Source organism: Micromonospora sp. AKA38, from assembly GCF_027925725.1.
In the GTDB taxonomy this organism is placed as follows: Bacteria; Actinomycetota; Actinomycetes; order Mycobacteriales; family Micromonosporaceae; genus Micromonospora.
The window spans coordinates 797,178-820,023 of the sequence record NZ_BNEI01000003.1 but is presented as its reverse complement, the minus strand read 5'-3'; the positions used below and the strand labels follow the sequence as shown (position 1 = coordinate 820,023).

The 22,846-nt window shown below is 73.1% G+C and carries 16 protein-coding genes; 8 read left to right on the top strand and 8 right to left on the bottom strand.

Translation table 11 applies throughout. From position 1 onward, the window contains the following. Positions 1-81: 81 nt before the first annotated feature. Both TPA0908_RS12285 and TPA0908_RS12280 read left to right on the top strand, forming a co-directional pair. Complete coding sequence (locus TPA0908_RS12285; protein ID WP_281937534.1) at positions 82-999, top strand: tetratricopeptide repeat protein; 918 nt, start codon at positions 82-84, stop codon at positions 997-999. Positions 1,000-1,064: 65 nt separating this feature from the next. Continuing rightward, positions 1,065-2,285 carry an arginase family protein gene (locus tag TPA0908_RS12280; protein ID WP_308447826.1) on the top strand — a complete coding sequence of 407 codons (1,221 nt, stop codon included), beginning with the start codon at positions 1,065-1,067 and terminating at the stop codon, positions 2,283-2,285. Between the two features lie 25 nt (positions 2,286-2,310). On the opposite strand, the gene TPA0908_RS12275 is transcribed toward TPA0908_RS12280, so the two are convergent. Then, positions 2,311-4,272: a penicillin-binding transpeptidase domain-containing protein gene (locus TPA0908_RS12275; protein ID WP_281937532.1), complete on the bottom strand. Its 1,962-nt coding sequence runs from the start codon at positions 4,270-4,272 to the stop codon at positions 2,311-2,313. A 287-nt stretch (positions 4,273-4,559) separates the two neighbouring features. Here TPA0908_RS12275 and TPA0908_RS12270 point away from each other — a divergent pair, with 287 nt between their 5' ends. Further along, the gene (locus TPA0908_RS12270; protein WP_281937530.1) at positions 4,560-9,620 is read left to right on the top strand and encodes an NAD-glutamate dehydrogenase; all 5,061 of its coding nucleotides are present in this window, start codon (positions 4,560-4,562) and stop codon (positions 9,618-9,620) included. Positions 9,621-9,695: 75 nt separating this feature from the next. Here the strand turns inward: TPA0908_RS12270 and TPA0908_RS12265 are convergent, their stop codons facing one another. Continuing rightward, positions 9,696-10,523 (bottom strand): class F sortase, encoded by an 828-nt coding sequence (locus tag TPA0908_RS12265; protein ID WP_281938571.1) that lies wholly within the window; start codon positions 10,521-10,523, stop codon positions 9,696-9,698. 79 nt (positions 10,524-10,602) lie between these two features. After that, complete coding sequence (locus tag TPA0908_RS12260; protein WP_281937528.1) at positions 10,603-11,811, bottom strand: hypothetical protein; 1,209 nt, start codon at positions 11,809-11,811, stop codon at positions 10,603-10,605. A gap of 606 nt (positions 11,812-12,417) precedes the next feature. On the opposite strand from TPA0908_RS12260, the gene TPA0908_RS12255 reads away from it, so the two are divergent. After that, the gene (locus tag TPA0908_RS12255; RefSeq protein ID WP_281937526.1) at positions 12,418-14,220 is read left to right on the top strand and encodes a glycoside hydrolase family 6 protein; all 1,803 of its coding nucleotides are present in this window, start codon (positions 12,418-12,420) and stop codon (positions 14,218-14,220) included. A gap of 110 nt (positions 14,221-14,330) precedes the next feature. Here the strand turns inward: TPA0908_RS12255 and TPA0908_RS12250 are convergent, their stop codons facing one another. From TPA0908_RS12250 to TPA0908_RS12230, 5 genes are all read right to left on the bottom strand, one after another. Further along, positions 14,331-14,714, bottom strand: coding sequence for a hypothetical protein (locus TPA0908_RS12250; protein WP_281937524.1), 384 nt, complete (start codon positions 14,712-14,714; stop codon positions 14,331-14,333). Positions 14,715-14,802: 88 nt separating this feature from the next. After that, positions 14,803-15,123 carry a hypothetical protein gene (locus TPA0908_RS12245; RefSeq protein ID WP_281937522.1) on the bottom strand — a complete coding sequence of 107 codons (321 nt, stop codon included), beginning with the start codon at positions 15,121-15,123 and terminating at the stop codon, positions 14,803-14,805. 16 nt (positions 15,124-15,139) lie between these two features. Further along, positions 15,140-16,795: a sodium:solute symporter family protein gene (locus TPA0908_RS12240; RefSeq protein ID WP_281937520.1), complete on the bottom strand. Its 1,656-nt coding sequence runs from the start codon at positions 16,793-16,795 to the stop codon at positions 15,140-15,142. A 141-nt stretch (positions 16,796-16,936) separates the two neighbouring features. Next, entirely contained in the window at positions 16,937-18,163 is a 1,227-nt protein-coding gene (locus TPA0908_RS31775) for a hypothetical protein (protein ID WP_281937518.1), read from the bottom strand. Between the two features lie 12 nt (positions 18,164-18,175). Then, positions 18,176-18,775 carry a hypothetical protein gene (locus tag TPA0908_RS12230; RefSeq protein WP_281937516.1) on the bottom strand — a complete coding sequence of 200 codons (600 nt, stop codon included), beginning with the start codon at positions 18,773-18,775 and terminating at the stop codon, positions 18,176-18,178. 303 nt (positions 18,776-19,078) lie between these two features. On the opposite strand from TPA0908_RS12230, the gene TPA0908_RS12225 reads away from it, so the two are divergent. The 4 genes from TPA0908_RS12225 to TPA0908_RS12210 are packed head-to-tail and all read left to right on the top strand — an operon-like array spanning position 19,079 to position 22,832. Continuing rightward, the gene (locus TPA0908_RS12225; protein WP_281937514.1) at positions 19,079-21,448 is read left to right on the top strand and encodes a sensor histidine kinase; all 2,370 of its coding nucleotides are present in this window, start codon (positions 19,079-19,081) and stop codon (positions 21,446-21,448) included. Further along, positions 21,448-21,870, top strand: a complete 423-nt coding sequence (locus TPA0908_RS12220) for a roadblock/LC7 domain-containing protein (RefSeq protein ID WP_281937512.1) — start codon at positions 21,448-21,450, stop codon at positions 21,868-21,870. Before TPA0908_RS12225 ends, TPA0908_RS12220 begins: the two co-directional genes overlap by 1 nt. Then, complete coding sequence (locus TPA0908_RS12215) at positions 21,860-22,249, top strand: DUF742 domain-containing protein (protein ID WP_281937511.1); 390 nt, start codon at positions 21,860-21,862, stop codon at positions 22,247-22,249. Before TPA0908_RS12220 ends, TPA0908_RS12215 begins: the two co-directional genes overlap by 11 nt. After that, entirely contained in the window at positions 22,230-22,832 is a 603-nt protein-coding gene (locus TPA0908_RS12210; RefSeq protein WP_281937509.1) for a GTP-binding protein, read from the top strand. The genes TPA0908_RS12215 and TPA0908_RS12210 overlap by 20 nt, the downstream gene beginning before the upstream one ends. The last annotated feature ends 14 nt before the right edge of the window (positions 22,833-22,846 follow it).

Below are 22,846 nucleotides of genomic sequence, written 5' to 3'. Positions count from 1 at the left end.
ACTCTGAGCAGGGGTGAGAGTCGCAACGTCGCCGTTGCGGGTGAGCGGAGTTCCGTGCGGTACGTGCGAGACTAGACAACCATGAGCGACCCACGGATCACCTCGTCGATCTTCACCCGCGGCGCGGTCGACCTCAGCGCGCTGCGCACCCCCGCACCGGCCGACACCTCTCCCGCCACACCGTCCCAGGGCGGCCCGCCCGCCGGGCTGCCGGGCAGCCCCGCCGGCTCGGCCGCCGTGATCGACGTGACCGAGGCGAACATCCAGTCCGAGGTGCTCGAACGCTCGCTCGCCACACCGGTCGTGGTCTTCTTCGGCGCCGCCGGGTACCCGGAGAGCGACCAGTTCGCACCGGTGCTGGAGCGGCTGGCCGCCGAGGGCGCCGGCGCGTGGCTCCTGGCCCGGGTCGACGTGCAGCAGCAGCCCCGGCTCGCGCAGATGTTCCAACTCCAGACGTTGCCGACCACCTACGCCATCGTCGGCGGGCGGCCGGTCGACGCCTTCCCGGGCGTGGTGCCCGAGGCGCAGCTACGGCAGTGGATCCAGGCCGTGCTCAAGGCCGCCGGCGTCGAGGTGGCCGAGCCGGAGGACCCGCGGCTCGACGCCGCCGACGACGCGCTGATGAGCGGTGACCTGGACGCCGCCGAGGCGGCGTACCGGAAGATCCTGGCCGAGTCCCCGACGGACGCGGCGGCGGAGGCGGGCCTGGCGCAGGTCGGGCTGGCCCGCCGGGTGGCCGGGGCGGACCCGCAGGGGGCGCTCGACGCCGCCGCGGCGGCCCCCGACGACGTGGACGCCCAACTGCTGGCCGCCGACATCGAGGTGCTCAGCGGTCTGGCCGACCAGGCCTACCAGCGACTGGTCGGCCTGGTTCGCCGCACCGCCGGTGAGGAGCGGGACCGGGTCCGCCAGCACCTGATCGGCCTGTTCACCATCGCCGGCCCGGACGACCCCGCCGTGGCTTCCGCCCGACGCGCCCTGGCCAGCGCCTTGTTCTGAATTCGTCGCACGCCCGCGCGGGCCGGCGCGCCGCCGGCCCGCCCGACCATCGAGGACGGGAGCTCATGATGCGCCGGATCGCCGTCCTCGACGCGCCGACGAACCTCGGGCTGCGCCCGCCGACGGTCAGCTCCGTGCCCGGCTGCGGCAAGGCGCCCGGCGCGCTGCGCGACCACGGGCTGCTCGCCCGGCTGCGGGCCCGCGACGCCGGCTGTCTCACCCCGCCCCGGTACGACCCGGGCGACTGGCGGCCCGGCGACGGCGTCTGCCACGCGCCGGAGATCTCGACCTACTCGGTGGCGCTGGCCGACCGGATCGGCGCGATCATCGACCGGGGTGAGTTCCCGCTGGTGCTCGGCGGGGACTGCTCGGTGCTGCTCGGCTCGGCGCTGGCCATGCACCGGCTCGGCGAGGCGGTCGGCGGGCGGATCGGGCTGGTCTTCGTGGACGGCCACTCCGACTTCCGGCACCCCGGCAACGCCTCCTACGTCGGCGCGGCGGCGGGGGAGGACCTCGCCCTGGTGACCGGGCGGGGGCAGCCCGACCTGGCCGCCATCGAGGGGCGACGCCCCTACTTCCGAGACATCGACGTGGTGGTGCTCGGCATCCGCGCGCAGGACGAGTACCGCCTCGACCTCCAGGCCGCCGGCATCACCACCCGGCCGGTGCCGGCGTTGCGCGCCGAGGGCGCGGCCCGCACCGCCCAGTGGGCGCACGAGCAGCTCGTCGACTGTGCCGGCTACTGGGTGCACATCGACGTGGACGTGCTCGACCCGGCCGTGATGCCCGCCGTCGACGCGCCCGACCCGGGCGGCATCGCCTTCGCCGAGCTGGAGATCCTGCTCGCCGGGCTGGTGGACACGCCGCACTGCCTCGGCGTCGAGCTGACCGTCTTCGACCCCGACTACGACCCGGACGGGGCGTACGCGGCGGAGATCGTGAACACGGTGGTGGCCGGGCTCGCCCCGGTCGTCGCCCCGGACGCGGTGCCGCCCCGGCTGCTGCCGGCCGGCCCGGCGGCCCCGGCACCCCGGGCGGGTGACGGCCGGGTGCCGCGCCCGGCGACGACGGTGCTCGTACCCGCCGTCGCGGCGGATCCGATCGGCCCGCCGGCCGTCCCGGACGGGGACGACGACGGTGACGACGACACGGCGGCGTGGCTGCCGGAGCCGGGCGAGAAGGACTCCGGGCCGGCCGTCGGCCCCGGGCTGCTCCGCCGCGTCGCGGTGCCCGGGATGGACGGCGGACCGGTCGGGGAGGCGCCGGCCACCGGGGAACCCGCCTGAGCGACGCCGGACCGCGCGAACCCGGTCAGCGGGCCAGGCCGCGCAGGAACCGCTCGGCGATCGGCACCGCGCTGGCCGTGCTGGAGCCGCCCTGCTCGACGAAGACGGCGAAGGCCACGTCGCCCTGCCAGCCCACGAACCAGGCGTGCGTGTGCGCCGGGTTGTTGTCGTACTCCGCGGTGCCGGTCTTGCCGTGCACCGGCTCGCCGGGCACCTTGGCCAGGGCGGTCGCGGTGCCGGCGGTGACCACGCCGCGCATCAGGGTCTTCAGCGCGGCCACCGACTCCGGTTTGAGCGCCGGCCCGGCCGGGGCGGGCTTGCCCGGCGCCGGGTCGAGCAGCAGCTTGGGCTGCTCGAAGCGGCCCCGCGCCACGGCCGCGGTGGCGCCGGCCATCGCCAGCGGGCTGACCAGCGTGGTGCCCTGGCCGATCGCGGCGGCGGCCTGCTCGGTGCGCTCCCCGTTCGCGGAGATCTTGCCGGTGAACACGTCCGCGCCCAGGTCCCACCCGGCCTCCAGCCCGAGCGTGCGGCCGGCCTGGGCGAGCCCGTCCGGGCCGAGTTGCGGGGCCAGCGCGGTGAAGGCGGTGTTGCAGGACTTCGCGAAGTCGGTGGCGAACGGCACCGCGCCGAGCGCGAAGTTGTCCGAGTTCTTGAAGATGCGCCCGTCGACCTCGGCGGTCTTCGGGCAGTTCACCGTGGTCTGCGGGGTCACCGCGCCGCGGTCGAGCAGGCCCAACGCGCTGACCATCTTGAACGTGGAGCCGGGCGGCACCTGGGCGGTGAACGCGAGGTTCTCGCCGGCCGCGCCGGGGCCGTTCGCGGTGGCCAGCACCGCGCCGTCGCTGATCCGCACCGCGACCAGCGCGGAGCGGCGGGTCTGGCCCCGCAGCGCGGCGTCGGCGGCGTTCTGGGTGGTCACGTCCAGCGTGGTCCGCACCGGCTGGCCGGGCTTCGGGTCGCTGCGGAACACCTCGGTGCCGGTGGGCTCGGTGGCGCCCTCGGCGGCGGGCCGCTCGGTGATCACGGTGACGCCGGGCACGCCACGCAGCCGCTCGTCGTACCGGCCCTGGAGGCCGCCGTGGCCGACCAGGTCGCCGCGGGCGTACCGGTCGGGGTGGGCCTGGAGATCGTCGGCCTGGGCCTGGTCGACGGAGCCGAGCAGCGCCCGGGCGAACTCCCGGGTCGGGGCCAGCATGAGCTGGTCGGTGGGGAACCGGGTGCCGGGCAGGTCGTAGATGCGGGACTTGATCTGCCGGTACGCCTCGTCGCGCAGCGTCACCACCTCGACGAGCGCGTCCCGGTCGGCCTCCTTGAGCCGCTTCGGCAGGTCGCTGAGGTCGACCGGCGGGCTGAGCGCGGGCCGGACCGCCTTGAACGCGGCGTCGAGCCGGCGCACCAGGCCGGGCACGTCCTTCACCTCCCCGGGCGCGACCTGGACCCGGACCACCGGGCGGGGCGCCACGACGGGCTTGTCGGCGGCGTCCAGGACCGCGGCCCGCTCCGCGGGCTCCCGGCGCAGGGCGAGGTGGTCGCCCTCGGTCAGCTTCTCGTGCACCACGGCCGGCTCCCAGATCACCTGCCACTGGTCGCCGCTGCCCTTGAGGCGCACCGGGTTCTCGTAGGCCCAGCGGGCGCCGCCCGGCAGCGTCCAGGTCAGCCGGACCCGGGCGGTGGCGATGTCGCCGGCGGTCGTGACCTCGCCGGTGCGTTCCAGCGTCGGCGGCGTCGCGGCCAGGTCGCCGGAGAGCGCCTTCAACTGCTTGGTCACCTCGGCCGCCGGCACCCGCGCGCCGGTCGGCGCGAGGAAGCCGACCGGTTGCAGGTCACCCGAGCGCCAGCCGCTCAGGAAGGCGTCGACGGTGCTCCCCGGCCCGTCCTCGCCGGAGCACCCGGTCACCGCACCGGCGGCCAGCAGCGCGGCGACCAGCGCCGCGATCGGCCGGCGGCGGGATTGGCGACGGGGGTGGACGGGGTACGACAGGGGCATGAAGCGGTCCTCCGGTGCGAAGCTGACCTGCACGCTAGTACGCCACGCGGCTCCCCACCGCCCCGCCACCGCCCGCGGCGGGTTCAGAAGTGGCATGTGGCAGTGTGATGAACATCGCCAGCCGGGGTAATCCGCGACCGGCCGACCACGGACCCGCAACAGGTGAAAGGGCACAGTCCCGATCCGGACGTCCGGCCAGTGGTCCGCCGACCGAGGGGCACAACGGCAGGGCCTAGGCTGGGCGGCAGAGTGACCCACAACGCGGTGGGTCGAGGGGAGTGGCACCGATGGACCGGCGTCCGGCGATCAAACCGGGACCCGATCTCCAGGCTGACACCAGCCGGGACGATGACAGCTTCGATTCGGCGACCGACGGGGACGGTTTCGGCCGTCTCGACACAGGAGTGACCGGCCTGACCGGTTCCAGCATCGACACCCTCTACGACCTGGGCCTGCCCGCGCAGGCACTGGCCGACGACGTGGAGGACGCCGAGCTGGACGAGCCGGTGCCCAACGCGGAGCGGCTGGTCGCCCAGGCGGTCGCGCTGGCCGGCGACGACCACGACGCGGCCACGCTGGTGGACCGGTTCTGGCGGTTCGCGCCGGACGAGGAGCTGATCGGCTTCACCGCCGAGGAGATGCTGGAGGCGGCCCGGGCCCACCGGGACCTGGCCCAGCAGCGGGTGCCGGGCGAGCTGAAACTGCGCATCCACGAGCCGGACGCCGAGCAGCACCACACCGTCGTCGAGATCGTCACCGACGACATGCCGTTCCTGGTCGACTCGGTCACCGCGCTGCTGAACTCCCGCCACCTCGACGTGCACTTGCTGGTGCACCCGTTGGTGGTGGTCCGTCGGGAGCCGCTGGGCCGGCTCACCGAGGTCTCCGCGGACGTGGAGCCGGACGACGCGATCGCCGGTGACCTGGTCGAGAGCTGGATGCGGATCGAGATCGACCCGGTCCGTGACCCGGCCGAACGGGAGGCGGTGCGCCGCGAGCTCCAGCGGGTGCTCACCGACGTGCGGGAGGCCGTCGAGGACTGGCCCAAGATGCGGCAGCGGGCGTTGGCGCTCGCCGACGAGCTGGCCGCCGCGCGGACGTCGGACAGCCGCCCGCCGGTGCCGGAGAAGGACATCACGGACTCGGTGGAGCTGCTGCGCTGGCTGGCGCACGACCACTTCACGTTCCTCGGCTACCGGGAGTACCGCCTGGTCGACGCGGACGGGGCGGCCGGCGGGCAGGCGTTGGAGGCGGTCCTCGGCACCGGGCTGGGCATCCTGCGGTCCGACTCGCCGGAGGCCCGGTCGCTGAACTCGATGACCCCGGAGGCGCACGAGCGGGTGCTGGAGAAGCGCCTGCTCATCATCACCAAGGCCAACTCCCGGGCCACCGTGCACCGCTCGGCCTACCTCGACTACATCGGCTTCAAGATCTTCAACGAGGCCGGCGAGGTGGTCGGGGAGCGGCGCTTCCTGGGCCTGTTCTCCACCGCCGCGTACCGGACCAGCGTGCAGGAGCTGCCGGTGGTCCGCCGCAAGGTCGCCGAGGTGCTGGACCGCTCCGGCCTGAGCCTGCGCAGCCACTCCGGCAAGGACCTGCTCCAGATCCTGGAGACCTACCCGCGCGACGAGCTGTTCCAGATCAAGACCGACGACCTCTACCACGCGGTGATCGGCGTGCTGCGGATGGCCGGCCGCCGGCAGCTCCGGGTCTTCCTGCGCCGGGACGCGTACGGGCGGTTCATCTCCTGCCTGATCTACCTGCCCCGGGACCGGTTCACCACGCAGAACCGGCTGCGCATGCAGGACATCCTGCTGCGCGAGCTGAACGGCGTCGGCGTCGACTACACCACCCGGGTGACCGAGTCGATGCTGGCCCGGGTGCACTTCATCGTCCGCACCGACCCGAACCACCCGCCCGGTGAGATCGACGCCGACCTGCTCGCCGAGGAGCTGGCCGACGCCACCCGGCTCTGGGACGACGACTACCGGTTGGTGCTGGAGCGCAAGCTCGGCGACGAGCAGGCCAAGCACCTGTTCAGCAGGTACGCCGACGCGTTCCCGGAGGGCTACAAGGACGGGCACACGCCGTACGAGGCGATGAAGGACCTGGCCAAGCTGGAGCTGCTGGAGGAGCCCGGCCAGCTCGAGATGCACCTGTTCCGCAAGCAGTTGGCGCCGCGGGCCTACTCGGGCCGGGCGAACGACGGCGACGAGTCGCTGGACGTGCGGTTCAAGGTCTACCGGTACGGCGAGCCGATGATGCTCTCCGCCGTGTTGCCGGTGCTGCACTCGCTCGGCGTGAAGGTGGTCGACGAGCACCCGTACGAGGTGGAGCGCGTCGACGGCCGGATCTGGCTCTACGACTTCGGGCTGGAGCTGCCGGAACGGCACCAGGACCTGGCCGAGGTGCGCCCGCACGTGGAGAACGCGTTCGCCGCCGCCTGGCGGGGCGAGGCCGAGGTGGACGGCTTCAACGAGCTGGTGCTGCGCACCGGGCTCACCTGGCGGCAGGTGGTCGTGCTGCGCGCGTACGCGAAGTACCTGCGGCAGGCCGGCACGGTGTTCTCCCAGGAGTACATGGAACAGACGTTCATCGCGTACCCGAGCATCGCCGGGCTGCTGGTGCAGCTCTTCGAGATCCGGTTCGCGCCCAGCCCCATCACGATGGACGAGCGGCGCCAGCGCGGCGCCGAACTGGTCGACGCGATCGGCGAGGCGCTGGACGAGGTGGCCAGCCTCGACCAGGACCGCATCCTGCGGGCCTTCCTGACGTTGATCCAGGCCACGCTGCGCACCAGCTTCTACCAGAAGCCGGTGGGCGGGCGGCCCAAGCCGTACGTGGCGTTCAAGCTGGACCCGCAGGCCATCCCGGACCTGCCGGCGCCGCGACCGAAGTTCGAGATCTTCGTCTACTCGCCCCGGTTCGAGGGCGTGCACCTGCGGTTCGGGCCGGTGGCCCGGGGCGGCCTGCGCTGGTCCGACCGCCGCGAGGACTTCCGCACCGAGGTGCTGGGCCTGGTCAAGGCGCAGATGGTGAAGAACGCGGTGATCGTGCCGGTGGGCGCCAAGGGCGGCTTCGTGCTCAAGCAGAAGCCGGGCGACCGGGACGAGGCGGTGGTCTGCTACAAGGAGTTCATCTCCGCGCTGCTCGACGTCACGGACAACATCGCCAGCGGCGAGATCGTGCCGCCCGAGGACGTGGTCCGGCACGACCCCGACGACCCCTACCTGGTGGTGGCGGCGGACAAGGGCACCGCGACGTTCTCCGACATCGCCAACGAGATCTCCACCGCGCACCGCTTCTGGCTCGGTGACGCGTTCGCCTCCGGCGGCTCGGCCGGCTACGACCACAAGAAGATGGGCATCACCGCCCGGGGCGCCTGGGAGTCGGTGAAACGGCACTTCCGGGAGCTGGGGCACGACACCCAGACCCAGGACTTCACAGTGGTCGGCGTCGGCGACATGTCCGGCGACGTGTTCGGCAACGGGATGCTGCTCTCCGAGCACATCCGGCTGGTGGCCGCGTTCGACCACCGGCACATCTTCCTGGACCCGGACCCGGACGCGGCCACCTCGTTCGCCGAGCGCAAGCGGCTGTTCGACCTGCCCCGGTCGTCCTGGGAGGACTACGACCCGGAGCTGATCTCGGAAGGCGGCGGCATCTTCCCGCGTACCGCGAAGTCGGTGCCGCTCACGCCGCAGGTCCGCGCGGTGCTCGGCCTCGACGACGACGTCACGCAGCTCAGCCCGCAGGAGCTGATGAAGGCGATCGTCACCGCGCCGGTGGACCTGTTCTGGAACGGCGGCATCGGCACCTACGTGAAGGCGTCGACGCAGACCAACGCCGAGGTCGGGGACAAGTCCAACGACGCCATCCGGGTGGACGGCAAGAGCCTGCGCTGCCGGGTGGTCGGCGAGGGCGGCAACCTGGGCTTCACCCAGCAGGGCCGGATCGAGTACGCCGCCGGCGGCGGACGCATCTACACCGACTTCATCGACAACGCGGCCGGGGTGGACTGCTCCGACCACGAGGTGAACATCAAGATCCTGCTGAACACCGCGGTCGCCGACGGTGAGCTGGACCGGCCGGAGCGGGACGAGCTGCTGGCCCAGATGACCGACGAGGTCGCCGAGCTGGTGCTGCGGGACAACTACGACCAGGCGCGGGCGCTCAACAACGCCCAGACCCAGGCCGCCTCGCTGCTCCCGGTGCACCGCCGGATGATCAACGAGCTGGAGCGGTCCGGCGCGCTGGACCGGGCGCTGGAGGCGCTGCCGTCGGACGAGGAGCTGGCGGTCCGCACCGAGACCGGGCTGACCCCGCCGGAGTTCGCGGTGCTGCTCGCGTACGTGAAGATCGTGCTGGAGCGGGAGATCGTCAGCGAGGGGCTGGCGGACGAGGAGTGGACGACCGACGTCCTGGTCAACTACTTCCCGACCCCGCTGCGGCAGCGCTTCGCCGACCGGATGGGCCGGCACCGGCTGCGCCGGGACATCGTCACCACGGTGCTGGTCAACGAGGCGATCAACCGGGGCGGCATCTCGTTCGTGTTCCGGGTGGTCGAGGAGACGGCCGCCTCGGCGGCGGACGTGCTGCGCGCGTACGTGGTGGTCCGCGAGGTGTTCGGGCTGGGCGAGCTGTGGAACGCGGTCGAGGCGTTGGACAACAAGGTCTCGCCCGAGTTGCAGACCGCCGTCTACCTGGACACCCGACGGCTGCTCGACCGCGCGGTGCGCTGGCTGGTCACCAACCGGCGCTCGCCGATCGACGTGCCGGCGGAGATCACCCGGCTGCGGGACGGCGTGGCCCAGCTCATGCCGGACCTGGAGCACCTGTTCTGGGGCACCGAGCGGGAGGCGATCGCGGCGCACATCGAGACGCTCGTCGGCAAGGGGCTGCCGCGTGAGCTGGCCGTGCAGGCGACCCGCCTGATGTACAGCTTCGGCCTGCTCGACATCGTCGAGACGGCGAAGACGACCGGGCGGGAGGTGAGCGAGGTGGCCTCGGTCTACTTCGTGCTCTCCGACCGGTTCCGGGTGGACGCGCTGCTGTCGAAGATCTCCCTGCTGCCGCGGGAGGACCGCTGGCAGACGCTGGCCCGGATGGCGCTGCGCTACGACCTGTACGCCGCGCTGGCCGCGCTCACCGCGGAGGTGCTCAGCTCCACCTCGGACAGCCAGCCGCCGGTGGAGCGGGTGCAGGAGTGGGAGCAGGCGAACGCGACCTCGATCCACCGGGCGCACCGGGCGATGGGGGAGTTCGACGAGTCCCGCGCCGACCTGTCCGCCCTGTCCGTCCTGCTGCGCCAGATCCGTACCCTGGTCCGCACCTCGGCGGCGGCCTGACGCGCCGCGTCACTGATGCACGGAAAGAGTGCCCATCGCGCTTCGGATGGGCACTCTTTCCGTGCCTGAGGTGGATCAGCGCGTCATCCGGGCGTAGACCACGATGTTGTTCAGGTAGCTGCCGGCGGTGCGGTCGAACACCCCGCCGCAGGTGACCACGCGCAGGCCGGGCACGGTGGACGGGCCGTAGACCTGTTCCGCCGGGAAGGCGGTCTTCGGGTACGACCGGACCTCCTCCACGGTGAACGTGACGGTCGAGCCGTCCTGCCGGGACACGGCGATGGTGTCGCCCGGCACCAGCGCGCCCAGGTTGAAGAAGACCGCCGGGCCGAGCTTGGCGGAGTCGACGTGCCCGACGATCACGGCGTTGCCGACCTCGCCGGGGCTGGCGCCGGGGGAGTACCAGCCCGCCTTCATCGCCTGGTCCAGTGGGGGCACCTGGACCGTTCCGTCCGGGTTGGTGCCGAGCGTCATGACCTCGGCACGGACTCCGATCCGGGGGATCACGACGGTGGTGGGCGCGGAGCGGGGCAGTGCGGCCGGGACACCCGTGGGCCCGGTCGGCGTGGCGCCGGGGGCCACCGGGACGCTCCCGGGCGGTGTGCCCGGCGCGGTCCCGGGCCCGGTCCCCGACGGCGTCCCCGGCGCGGCCCCGGGCGGGGTCGCCGGCGCGGCCCCGGAGGGCGTCCCCGGCGCGGCACCGGGTGGCGTCCCCGGATCGGCGTACGCGGTCGACGGGCCGTCCCAGGGCGCGCCGCCGTCGGCGTCCGGATCGGTGTCGGAGGCGGTGGGCGGGTCGGTGGCATCCGTCGTGCCGGCCGGTCCGGCCTGCGCGATCGGCTGCGGCGGGGTGGGCGGCGGGACGGTGCGGACAGACGCGCCGATCAGGCCGGAGCCCACCATGGCGAGCAGGACGACGACGGCCGCGCCGACGGCGCGCCACGGTTTCCCGTGACGGCCGCCGGCCCGGATCGTCGTCCGGTCAGACCAGGCCACCGGCCCGCCGCCGACGCATCAGCACCAGCCCGCCGAGTGCGGCGGCGCCGATCATGCCGGCGCCCCCGGTGGCGAGACCACGGTCCAGGCCGGTGGTGGCCATGCCGCCGTCACCGCCGTCGACCCCGCCCCGGGGGAGGACCACCAGTTCGCCCTCGCCGCAGGAGCCGTTCAGTTCGTAGCGGCCCGGGTGGACGTCCTCGGAGACGCGGGCCTCGCCGTAGTAGACGAAGTCCTTCCCGTGCTCCCAGCCGGCCTCGTCCTCGCCGTGGCCGTACCCCTTGTCGTCCTGCCAGTCGCCGTGGTGCTCGTCCTTGGCGTCCCTGCCCTGCTCGTCCTCGCTGGCCTCCGGCGGGGCGCCGTGCTCGTCCTTGGCGTCCTTGCCGTGCTCGTCCTTGCCCTGTTCGTCCTTGCCGTGCTCGTCCTTGCCGTGCTCGTCCTTGCCGTGCTCGTCCTTGCCGTGCTCGTCCTTGGCGTCCTTGCCGTGCTCGTCCTTGTTGGCCTCGGGCGGGGCACCGTGTCCGTCCTTGCCGTCCTTGCCGTGCTCGTCCCGGGTCCAGTCGGCAGCCGGCCAGCCCGGCTCGGCGTCCTGGCCGTACTCCTCGTGGCCCTGCGGTCCCAGATCCCCGGCGTCCGCGGCCATGCCGGCACCCGCACCGCCCGGCTTCGGCGCGTCGGCCGGCGGCTCCGGCATGCCCGCCTCGCCGGGACCGTGCCCGTCCTTGCCCTTCTCGTCCTTGCCCTCGGGACCCTTGCCCTCGGGACCCTTGCCCTGTTCGTCCTTGCCCTGCTCTTCCTTGCCGTGCTCGTCCTTGGCGTCCTTGCCGTCCTTGCCGTGCTCGTCCTTGTTGGCCTCGGGCGGGGCACCGTGCCCGTCCTTGCCGTCGGGACCCTGGTCCGCGTCCTCGGCCCAGTCGCCGCCCTTGTCGGCCCAGTCCCCGTGCTCCCCGTCCCGGGCCGGGTGGAGGTCGACCTTGCCGGTCACCTTCGACCAGACGTAGGCGTGCTCCTGGGGCTCCGGGCAGATCTGGAGCAGTTCCACGGTGTCACCGGCCTTGACCACGTGCGGCTTGGCGATCACCTTGCCCTCGTCGTCGTGCCCGCCTGCGTAGGCCATTCCCGGGGTGAACACGAGAAGGCCCGCACCGCCGAGAGCGGCACCCGCGACGATCTTCCCGAGCATCTTGTCAGCCATACCAGCGTCACTCCATCCCTGTTCGTCCTGAGCCCGACGTCAGTCGAGCTACGGCCGACGTTAGACCTTTTCGCGACCTATCCGGGGAAAGTTTCGTTTTTCGGGCTTTGTCGATGATGTGGCATTTCGCGTAGCCCCGGCCACCACCGAGCCCTCTGCGCCCTCTGCGCCTCCCGCCCGGTCCCCCGCACCCCCGTCCGGGCGGCCGGCGACCAGTGACCATGGAGTTGGTGGCAGGGGGAGCGCTTCCCATCTGCCGTCGACCTCATGGTCGACGGGCGTGGGGTGGCGGGGGTGGGGGTAGGGTCGGGGTGCGTATCGAGGCATTGCCATGGAAGCGCTCCCATGCAAGAATCGCTGCACGCGGTTCGGGGAGCCACACCGCGAGCACAGACGTCGAGGGCAACCGGTCTCACCGGACGACGTCCGGCTCCTTCGACCGGTCCTGCGGACCGGTCGGCACCACCACCACCTTCACGCCCGTCCGGGTCGGGCGTCCCCCGAAGTAACCCGTGGCGCGCACTGGTCGTTCCCGCAGGGCCGACCAACCGCCGCCATTCCGCCGGGCCGTACGCGGATCCGGTCTCGCCCAAGGAGATCAGTGGTATGAATCTGTGGAGAAGGCTGTCCGGCCGGAGCCGGACGCTCGCGCTCACCGGCGCCGGCGTCCTCGTGGCCGGCGGGCTGGTGACCCTCCCGGTCACCGCGGCGCAGGCCGCGACGCAGTGCAGCGTGGACTACACCACCAACGACTGGGCCGGTGGCTTCACCGCGAACGTGGTCATCAAGAACCTCGGTGACCCGGTCAGTTCGTGGACCCTCGGCTTCACGTTCGGCAACAGCAGCCAGCGCGTACAGCAGGGCTGGTCGGCGAAGTGGACCCAGAGCGGCCAGAACGTCACCGCTCAGAACGAGTCCTACAACGGCTCGCTGGGCACCGGCGCCAGCACCAGCATCGGGTTCAACGGCGCCTGGAGCGGCAGCAACCCGAAGCCGACCCAGTTCACGCTCAACGGCACGGTCTGCAACGGCGGCACGCCGCCCACCAGCACCCCGCCCACGAGCACGCCGCCGACGAGCACCCCGCCGACGAGCACGCCCCCCACCAGCACCCCGCCCACCAGCACGCCGCCGACCACCACCCCGCCGGGGCAGAAGGTCGACAACCCGTACGCCGGGGTCAAGGGGTACGTGAACCCGGAGTGGAAGGCCAAGGCCGAGTCGGTGGCCGGTGGCAACCGGGTGTCGAGCAACCCGACCGCGGTCTGGCTGGACCGGATCGCCGCCATCAACGGCACCACGGGCAGCAGCTCCAACGGCTCGATGGGCGTACGTGACCACCTGGACGCCGCGCTCGCCCAGGGCGCCGGCTACATCCAGTTCGTCATCTACAACCTGCCCGGCCGGGACTGTGCCGCGCTCGCCTCCAACGGTGAGCTGGGCCCGGATGAGCTGCCGCGCTACAAGTCCGAGTACATCGACCCGATCGCCGCGATCCAGGCCGACGCGAAGTACAAGAACCTGCGTATCGTCAACATCATCGAGATCGACTCGCTGCCCAACCTGGTGACCAACACCTCGGGCAACGCGGGTGGCACCGCGATGTGCGACACGGTCAAGGCCAACGGAGCGTACGTCAACGGCGTGGGCTACGCCCTCGCCAAGCTCGGCGCGATCGGCAACGTCTACAACTACATCGACGCCGCGCACCACGGCTGGATCGGCTGGGACAGCAACTTCGGTCCGGTCGCCGACCAGCTCAAGGCCGCCGCCGTCGCGTCCGGCAGCACCGTCCGCAACGTGACGGGCTTCATCGTCAACACGGCGAACTACTCCGCGCTCAAGGAGCCGTACGTCAAGATCACCGACTCGGTGAACGGCCAGACCGTGCGGCAGTCCAAGTGGATCGACTGGAACCAGTACGTCGACGAGCTGTCGTTCGCCCAGGCGTTCCGGCAGAAGCTGGTCTCGATCGGCTTCGACAGCAACATCGGTATGCTGATCGACACCTCCCGCAACGGTTGGGGCGGCACCGCCCGGCCCACCGGCCCGGGCCCGCTGACCAGCGTGGACGCCTACGTCAACGGTGGCAAGGTCGACCGCCGCATCCACCTCGGCAACTGGTGCAACCAGGCCGGCGCGGGCCTCGGCGAGCGGCCGAAGGCCAACCCGGAGCCGGGCATCGACGCCTACGTCTGGGTGAAGCCCCCGGGTGAGTCGGACGGCTCCAGCAAGGAGATCCCGAACAACGAGGGCAAGGGCTTCGACCGGATGTGCGACCCGACGTACACCGGCAACGCCCGCAACGGGAACAGCATGTCCGGCGCCCTGCCGGACGCGCCGATCTCCGGCGCCTGGTTCTCGGCCCAGTTCGCGCAGCTCATGCAGAACGCCTACCCGGCGCTGTAGAGCCCCGCGGCCGGACCACCCGCCGCGGCGGGAGTGAGGCACCGCCGCGCGGGTTTCCCCGGGCCCCTGGTCGACGCCCACGTCGACCAGGGGCCCCCGGCCGTTTCCGGTCAGGGCACCGTCTTCTCGATCGCCGCGCGGCCCAGCTCGGCGAGGTCACGGCGGGCCCGCTCGACGTTCTCCGGGGTCACGTCCTGACCGCGGGCCCGGACCAGGTCCTCCGGCTCCCAGGGCTGCTCGGCGCCGGTACGGATGTTGTCCCCGCCCGCGCCGGTGCCGGTGCCGGTCGCGCCGGTGCCGGCCGCGTACGGGTCGCCGAGGATGTCCGGCGAGCCGGTGTCGGCCACCGCGCCGTCCGGCTCGGCGAACGCGGGATTGTCCGGATCGGTGCCGCCGCCGCGGAACTGCGGCACCGTGCTGTCGTCGTCCACCGCGGCGGCCACCTCGGGGGTCTCCTCCAGCGGTCGCTCGCCACCGGGGTCACGATCGGTCATGCTGCTGCCTCCTGTCCCCATCCGCGCCTGGCGTACCCGGTGCGACGCCGGGCATGCCGGCGGGGCCGGGGCGAGGATCCGGTGCGGCTCAGGACTCGTCGGAGCGCGTCGACGGGGCCTCGGTCGGGCGCAGCCGCTGCCAGAGCAGCATGAGCAGACCGAAGACCAGCATCATCGCCCCGGCCCACAGGTTGATCCGCAGGCCCTGCGCCTTGTCGATCTCGGCCGACGAGTCGAAGAGCCCCGTCAGCCCGACGATCAGCCCGTACGCGACGAACAGCCCACCGATGACCCGGCGGATGTCGAACAGCCGGGCCGCGGCGGAGCGCTCCTCCCGGGCGTCCTCGGTCTCGTCGACCAGCGGGTCGTGGGCCTCGCCGTCCTGGTAGCGGTCCGCGTTGTCTGCCATGACGTGGGTCCCTTCCTCAGAAGACCGGGATGTAGAAGAGGGCGGCGAGCACCACGGCGACGACGCCGAGCAGCACCGGGGAGCGGTACCAGGCCGCGTCGCCGGCCAGCGAGTCGTCGGCGAGTGTGGTGTCGCTGAGGCCGTACACCAGGCCGGTCAGCTCGTCGTCGGTCTTCGGCCGGGTCAGCGGCGTGATGACCGCGGCCACCACGGCGACGGTGACGAAGGCCAGGCCGGCGCCCCAGAAGCTCTCCTCCAGGTCCGAGTTGAAGCTGATCACGCCGGTCTTGTACAGCACGTACGTCACGACCGCCACCACGGTGCCGGACAGCAGCGACCAGAAGCCGGCCAGCGCGCTCATCCGCCGCCAGAACATGCCGATGATGAACGTGCCGAACAGCGGCGCGTTGAAGACCGAGAACAGCGCCTGGATGTAGTTCATGATGTTGCTGAAGCCGGCCGCGATGAACGCGGTGCCGATGCCCACCACCACCGCGATCACGGTGGCGATCCGGCCCACCTTCACGTAGTACTCGTCCGGGCGGTCCCGCCGGAAGTACGCCTGCCAGATGTCGTACGTGAAGACGGTGTTGAACCCGCTGACGTTGGCCGCCATGCCGGCCATGAACGACGCCACCAGGCCGGTGACCGCGATGCCGAGCACGCCGTTGGGGAGCAGGTCGCGCATGAGCAGCGGGATGGCGTTGTTGTAGACCAGGTCGCCCTGGTCGGCGCCCAGCCCCTTGACCGTGATCAGGGCGATCAGGCCGGGAATCACGGTGACCAGCGGGATGAGCAGCTTCGGGTACGCCCCGATGATCGGCGTGCGGCGGGCGGCGCTCATGTTCCGCGCCGACAGGGCGCGCTGCACCTCGGCGAAGTTGGTGGTCCAGTAGCCGAAGGAGAGCACGAAGCCGAGGCCGAAGACGATGCCCAGCCAGTGCGCGCCGAGCGGGTTGTCGGTGCTGCCGGTGCCCTGCCAGGCGTGCAGACCGGCCTCGCCGAGCTTGGACTCGCGTACCGCGTCCATCAGGCCGCTCACGCCGCCGACCTTGACCAGGCCGATCACCGTGATCGGCACCAGGCCGGCGATGATCACGAAGAACTGGAGCACCTCGTTGTAGATCGCGCCGGAGAGCCCGCCGACGGTGATGTACGCCAGCACGATCACCGCGCCGACCACGATCGCGATCCAGAGCGGCCAGCCCAGCAGCGCCTGCATGATCAGCGCCAGCGCGTAGAGGTTGACGCCGGCGATCAGCACCTGGGCGACCGCGAAGCTGATCGCGTTGAGCAGGTGGGTGGGGCGGTTGAAGCGCAGCCGCAGGTACTCCGGCACGCTGCGGACCTTCGAGCCGTAGTAGAACGGCATCATCACGATGCCGAGGAAGACCATCGCCGGCACCGCGCCGATCCAGTAGTAGTGCACCGTCATGATGCCGTACTGGGCGCCGTTGGCGGCCATGCCGATGATCTCCAGCGCGCCCAGGTTCGCCGAGACGAACGCCAGACCGGTGACCCAGGCGGGCAACGACCGCCCGGACAGGAAGAAGTCGACGCTGGTCTTGATGGCGCGGCGGGCGGCGAAGCCGACCCCCAGCACCGTGACGAAGTAGAGCGCCAGGATCAGGTAGTCCAGGGCGTTCATGTTCAACCGTAGGCCGCTGCCCATGCCTGTTGCTCCCCTCGTGTGGGTGCGTGCTGCGGCGGCAGGTACCCCGATCGCGAAGTTTCATGCCTGGTGTTCGATCCGCCGTGCGCGACGGAGCCCCGACCGGGTGACCGGCCGGGGCTCCGTCGCAGGTGAGGGGCGTCAGCGGCCCAGTACGCGGTCCAGGAAGTCGCGGTAGCCGCGTACCGCCACCCGGAGCTGCTCGGTGTCCCCGGACTCCTGCCAGGTGCCGAGCCGGGTGCGCTGCTCCCGCAGCGCCGTGGACAGCGCCTCGATCGCCTCCTCGACGAGCGACTCCGCCTCGCCGACCGCGGCCTTCGGGTCGTCCACGAAACGCAGCTGGACGTCGCGCCAGCGGTCCCGGAAGCCCTGCGCCGCGTCCGGGTCGAACAGCGTGGCCGCGTCCGCCGGCACGGCGCCGGACGTGGCCCGGCCCGCCCCGGCCACCGCCGCGTCCGCCGCGTCGCCGGTCGGCGTCACGCCCGCCGCGTCGCTGGCTGCCACCGCGCCCACCTCGCCGCCGGTCACGGTCGCGCCCGCCGCGCCGCCGGCCGCCGTCGTGCCGCCGGTCGCCGTGCCCGCCGCCGCGATGGCGGCGTCCCGGTCGACGGTGTCGTGGTGCCGGCCGGAACCGTGGGCATCGGCGCCCGCCGCGACCGGCACGGCGTCCGGGTCGACCAGCCCCGGCTCGGGGCTGCCATAGCCGACCGCACCGGCGGCCACCGCGTCGTCGGAGTCCCGGTCGGCGGTCACCCGGTCGTGGCGCCGGTCCGCGTCGGCGGTCACCGTGTCGTCGTCCCGGTCGGTGACGTCCACGTCCCGGTCCGCGTCGGCGTGCTCGGCCGCCCAACGGTCCCGGTCGTGCAGCCGGTCCCCGGCGGTCGGGTCGGCCCGCTCGTCGTCCAGCGGGTCGGTACGCCCCGGCGCCCCGTCGCCCGGCGCGGCGGTGTCCTCACCACGCGCGTCCCGCTCGTCCTGCGGACGACCGCCGGCCAGCGCCGAGGCGGCTACCGCGTCGCCCACCGTGGCCGCGCCGAACGCCGTCGGCAGCGGCGCCGGCTCGTGGAAGGCGGGCCGCTCGCCGTCCCGCGTCCCGTCGGCGTCGTCCGACCGGTCCGCCGCGTCGCGCAGATCGTCGGCGTCGTACGCCCGGGTCTCGTCGGGCCGGGCGTCCGGCCCGTCGGTCACGGCCGGGTCGTCGAACGTGCCCCGGTCGTCAAGCGCGTCCTCCGGAAGCTCGGCCCGGCCGGCGCGGTCGGTCCCCGACCGGTCGGCGTGGGCGCGGTCGTCCGGCGGCGGGACCGGCACCGGCGCGGATCGTACGGTCTCCGGGTGCTCCGGCGTGACCTGCTGCTCTTCGTGGCGCATGGCGGCGGCTCCTCAGCGGCTCGTGGCGTCGTGCTCGGGGTCGGGATCGGGGTGGCGCTGCTCCGGCGACCGCTGGCCGACCGGGTCCGCGCCGAGCAGGTCGGCGAAGAGGGCCCGGTAGTGCACCAGCGCCTGGCGGAGATCCTCGGTGCCGGCCTCGCCGCGTTCGTTGCGCTGCCGGATCTCGTGGGCGTCGCGGTAGTGGGTGAGCGTGCGGGCGTGCTCGACGGAGAGATGGGCGATCTGGTCGGAGAAGTCCCCGGTGGGGTATCCGCGCTCCGCGATCAGGTGACTGACCAGCTCGTCGGCGTCGCCGACGGTTTCGGCCGGCGAGTCCACGAAACGCACCTGGATTTCCTCCCAGGCGGCGGCGTAACGGGCCCGGGACTCCGGGGTGAGCGGGGTCAGCTCCAGCTCGGCGTGCCGACGCTCGCGCTCCCGCAGCTCCCGCTCGGCGGCGCCGCGGCTGTCCTGCTCGGCGACGACCCGGTCGTACTCCGGGCCGAAGCGCTGCCGCAGCGCCCGCCGGCGGTTCGCGACCACGGCGAACGCGACCAACGCGGCGACCACGGCGACGACGATGACTATGACGACTACCTGCGTGGGCGACATGGCTCCTCCTTCGCCAGCTGGTATTCCCTCCTCCGGGTGATCGCCAATCCCGTTCCGGGGCACTTTCCCGGGTCGGGTGTCCGGCGCGGGGCCCGCGGCCGCCGGTCCGGCCATGCGACGGGGGTCCGACGGGGCCCGCCAAGACCATCTCGGACCGTAGTGAGCGGCGAGACGGCCGGTAGTGCATCCGTCGGGGATTACGTATCCTGCCCAAGGCGTCCGGGCCGGGTCCCGGCGTCGTGGCCGTCGACCTGACGGCCACTGCCGGCGCCACCCAGCGAACCCTTCCCGGGCGAGGTCTGATTGAACACCCGCGACTGGCCGATCCGCGCCAAGCTGACCGCGCTGGTCATCGGCCCGGTGACCGGGCTGCTGGCACTGTGGATCTTCGCCACCACGCTCGCCTTCGGGCCCGCGCTCGACCTGCTCGCCACCCGCACCCTGCTGTACGACCTGGGCCGGCCGGGCGAGAACGTGGTGGCCGAGTTGCAGCGGGAACGGCGGCTCTCCGTGGTCCAGCTCGCCGGGGACGGCGTCCTGCCGGAGCTGGCCGCGCAACGCGACCGCACCGACCGGGCCGTCGCCGAGCTGCGCCGCCGGATCGACGGCGAGGCGTTGCGCGACGCGGCCGACGACCAGCTCGACGCGCGCCTCGACCAACTGGGCTCGGCGCTGGAGGCGCTCCCCGCGGGGCGGGTCTTCATCGACGACCGGAAGGTCGACCGGGCCGGCGCGGTCGGGCTCTACAGCGGGATGATCGGTTCGGCGTTCCAGGCGTTCTCCGCCATGGCGATGCTGCCCGACGTGCGGCTCAACCGGGAGGCGTCGGCGCTCACCGCGCTGGGCCGCTCCCGTGAGCTGCTCGGTCAGGCCGACGCGCTGCTGGCCGGCGCCGTCACCGCCGGCCGGTACGCCGACGGCGAGCACGAGCAACTGGTACGCACCGTGGAGAACCAGCGGTTTTTGGCCGAGAACGCGGTCGCCGACCTGCCGCCCGACGAGCGGGCCGGCTACCAACGACTCACCGAGGGCGCCGCGTTCCTCCGGCTGCGCGCGCTCCAGGACGCGCTGATCCGCGCCGACGACCTCCCCGCCGGCTTCGACGTCCGGGCCTGGGAGGCCGGCCACGCGGAGGTCTGGCAGGGCCTGCGGGACTTCGAGCTGCGCGGCGCGGACAGCCTCGCCGAACGGTCGGTGCCGATCGCGGTACGCATCCTGGTCCAGCTCGCCGCCGCCGGCGTGCTCGGCCTGATCGCCATCGTGGTCTGCGTGCTGGTGGCGCTGCGGGTCGGCCGGTCGCTGGCGCAGCGGCTGACCGGCGTCCGCACCGCCGCGACCGAGGTGGCCGAGCAGCGGCTGCCCGACGTGGTCGCCCGGCTGCGCCGGGGCGAGGAGGTCGACGTCGACCGCGAGGCCCCGGAGCTGGATCACGGCGGGGACGAGATCGGCCAGGTGGCGCGCGCCTTCAACGAGGTACGCCGGACCGCTGTCCGGGCCGCGGCCGACGAGGTCACCCTGCGCCGCGGCTTCAACGAGGTCATCCTCAACCTCGCCCGGCGCAGCCAGGGCCTGGTGCACCGGCAGTTGGCGCTGCTGGACCGGCTGGAACGGCGCACCGAGGACCCGGACGAGCTGGCCGGGCTGTTCCAGGTCGACCACCTCGCCACCCGGCTCCGCCGGCACGCCGAGGACCTGGTCATCCTGGCCGGGGCCGCGCCCGGCCGGGGCTGGCGCCGGCCGGTCGCCGCGGTGGACGTGATGCGCGGGGCGATCTCCGAGGTCGAGGCGTACGACCGGGTCGACGTGGGCGAGGTGCAGCCGGCCGGGGTGCTCGGCCGGGCCGTCGGCGACGTGATCCACCTGCTCGCCGAGCTGATCGAGAACGCGACCGCGTTCTCCCCGCCGGGCACCCGGGTGGACGTCACCGGCCGGACCGTGCCCGGCGGCTACACCATCGAGATCACCGATCGAGGGCTGGGCATGTCGCCGCCGGCCATGGCCACCGCCAACCGCAAGCTGGCCGCCCCGCCCGAGTTCGACCCGACCGACAGCGCCCGGCTGGGCCTGTTCGTGGTGGCCCGGTTGGCCGCGCGGCACGGCGTCCGGGTGGAACTGCGGCGGGGCCGGCCGGCCGGGACGATCGCGGCGGTCCTCGTCCCGTCGGACCTGATCACCGACGAGCCACCGGTCGGCCCGGACGCCACCGCCGGCCCGGAGCGGCGGCGGATGGCGAAGGTGAGCCGGCTGACCACGGTGCCCCGCGGGCGGCCCACCCGACCGGGCCGGGAGCGTCCCGAGTCCACCGTCATCCCGTTGCCGGCCGCCCGGGCCTCGACCGTGGAACCGCCCGCCGACGGCGACGGCCTGCCCCGGCGGGTGCGCCGGCGCGGCCCGGCGCGACCCCGCGCGGTGGTCACCGACACCCCGGCCAGCCGCCCGCCGGAGGAGGCCCGCCGCACCATGTCCGCGTTGCAGGCCGGCACCGCGCGCGGACGCCGGGACGGCACGCGCGCCACCGGCAACCCGACGGTCGCGCGGATCCGGGGCACCGTTCCCGACCCGCCCACCGACGTGCCGGCGGACCCCGGTACGCCGGCCACCGCGCCGGATCCGGCCCCGGAGCCCTCCCCGCCGGCGTCGGACCAACGAACCGCGACTGAGAGGGACGCCTAGTGGTGCACACGACGCGGCAGAACGCCGATCTCGACTGGCTGCTCGACGACCTGGTGGAGCGGGTGCCCGCCGCCAGCCGGGCGGTGGTGCTCTCGGCGGACGGGCTGCTGCTCGGCGCCTCCACCGACCAGGACCGCACCGACGCGGAGCACCTCTGCGCGCTGGCCTCCGGATTCTCCGGGCTGGCCAAGGGGGCCACCCGGCACCTGGGCGGCGGCGCGGTCCGGCAGACGGTGGTGGAGATGGAGTCGGCGTACCTGTTCGTCACGGCCGCCGGGCAGGGCGCCTGCCTGGCCGTGGCCAGCGACGCGGACGCCGACATCGGCCTGGTGGCGTACGAGATGGCGATGCTGGTGATCCGCGTCGGGGAGAACCTGGCCGCGCCGGCCCGGGTCCCGGGGGAGCCCACCGATGCGAGCTGAGTGGCCCGGGCCGCAGCACGAGTGGCTCGACGCCGACGCCGGGCCGGTGGTCCGTCCGTACACGCTCACCGGTGGCCGGGTGCGCCCGCCGGTCGACGGGTTCGACCTGCTGGCGTTCGTGCTGACCACGTCCGCGGCCGAGCCGGCCGGGGTGCCCGGTCTCCAGCCGGAGCACCGTCGCCTGGTCGAGCTGGCCCGGCGGCCGAAGGCCGTGGCCGACCTCGCCGCCGACCTGGACCTCGCCGTGGGCGTGGTCCGGGTGCTGCTCGGCGACCTCCTCGCCCATGGGTTCGTCGCGGTGCACCGGCCACCGGCCACCGCGTACCTGCCCGACGACAACATCCTCAAGGCGGTGGTCAATGGACTCCGTGCGCTTTGACCCGGAGCCGGCCGCGTCGCGGGTGCCGCTGGCCCTGAAGATCCTCATCGCGGGCGGCTTCGGCGCCGGCAAGACGACGCTGGTGAGCGCGTTGAGCGAGGTCCGCCCGTTGCAGACCGAGGAGGTGCTGACCGGGGCCGGTCTGGGCACCGACGACGTCTCCGGGGTGGAGCAGAAGTCGACCACCACGGTGGCGATGGACTTCGGCCGGATCACCATCAACGACGACCTCCAGGTCTACCTGTTCGGCACCCCGGGCCAGGACCGCTTCTGGTTCCTCTGGGACGAGCTGGCGTTCGGCGCGCTGGGCGCGGTGGTGCTGGCCGACACCCGCCGGCTGGCCGACTGCTTCCCCTCGATCGACTACTTCGAGCAGCGGGGCATCCCGTTCGTGGTGGGGGTCAACTGTTTCGACGGCTCCCGGCAGTTCGGCCTGGAGGCGGTCCGCGACGCGTTGGACCTCGACCCGGACGTTCCGCTCGTGCTCTGCGACGCCCGGGACCGGCAGTCCGGCAAGCTGGTGTTGATCACGCTGGTCGAGCACGTGGCCCGGCAGCGCGGCGAGCCGGTCCCGGTGGGCTGATCCGGCCCGCCGGT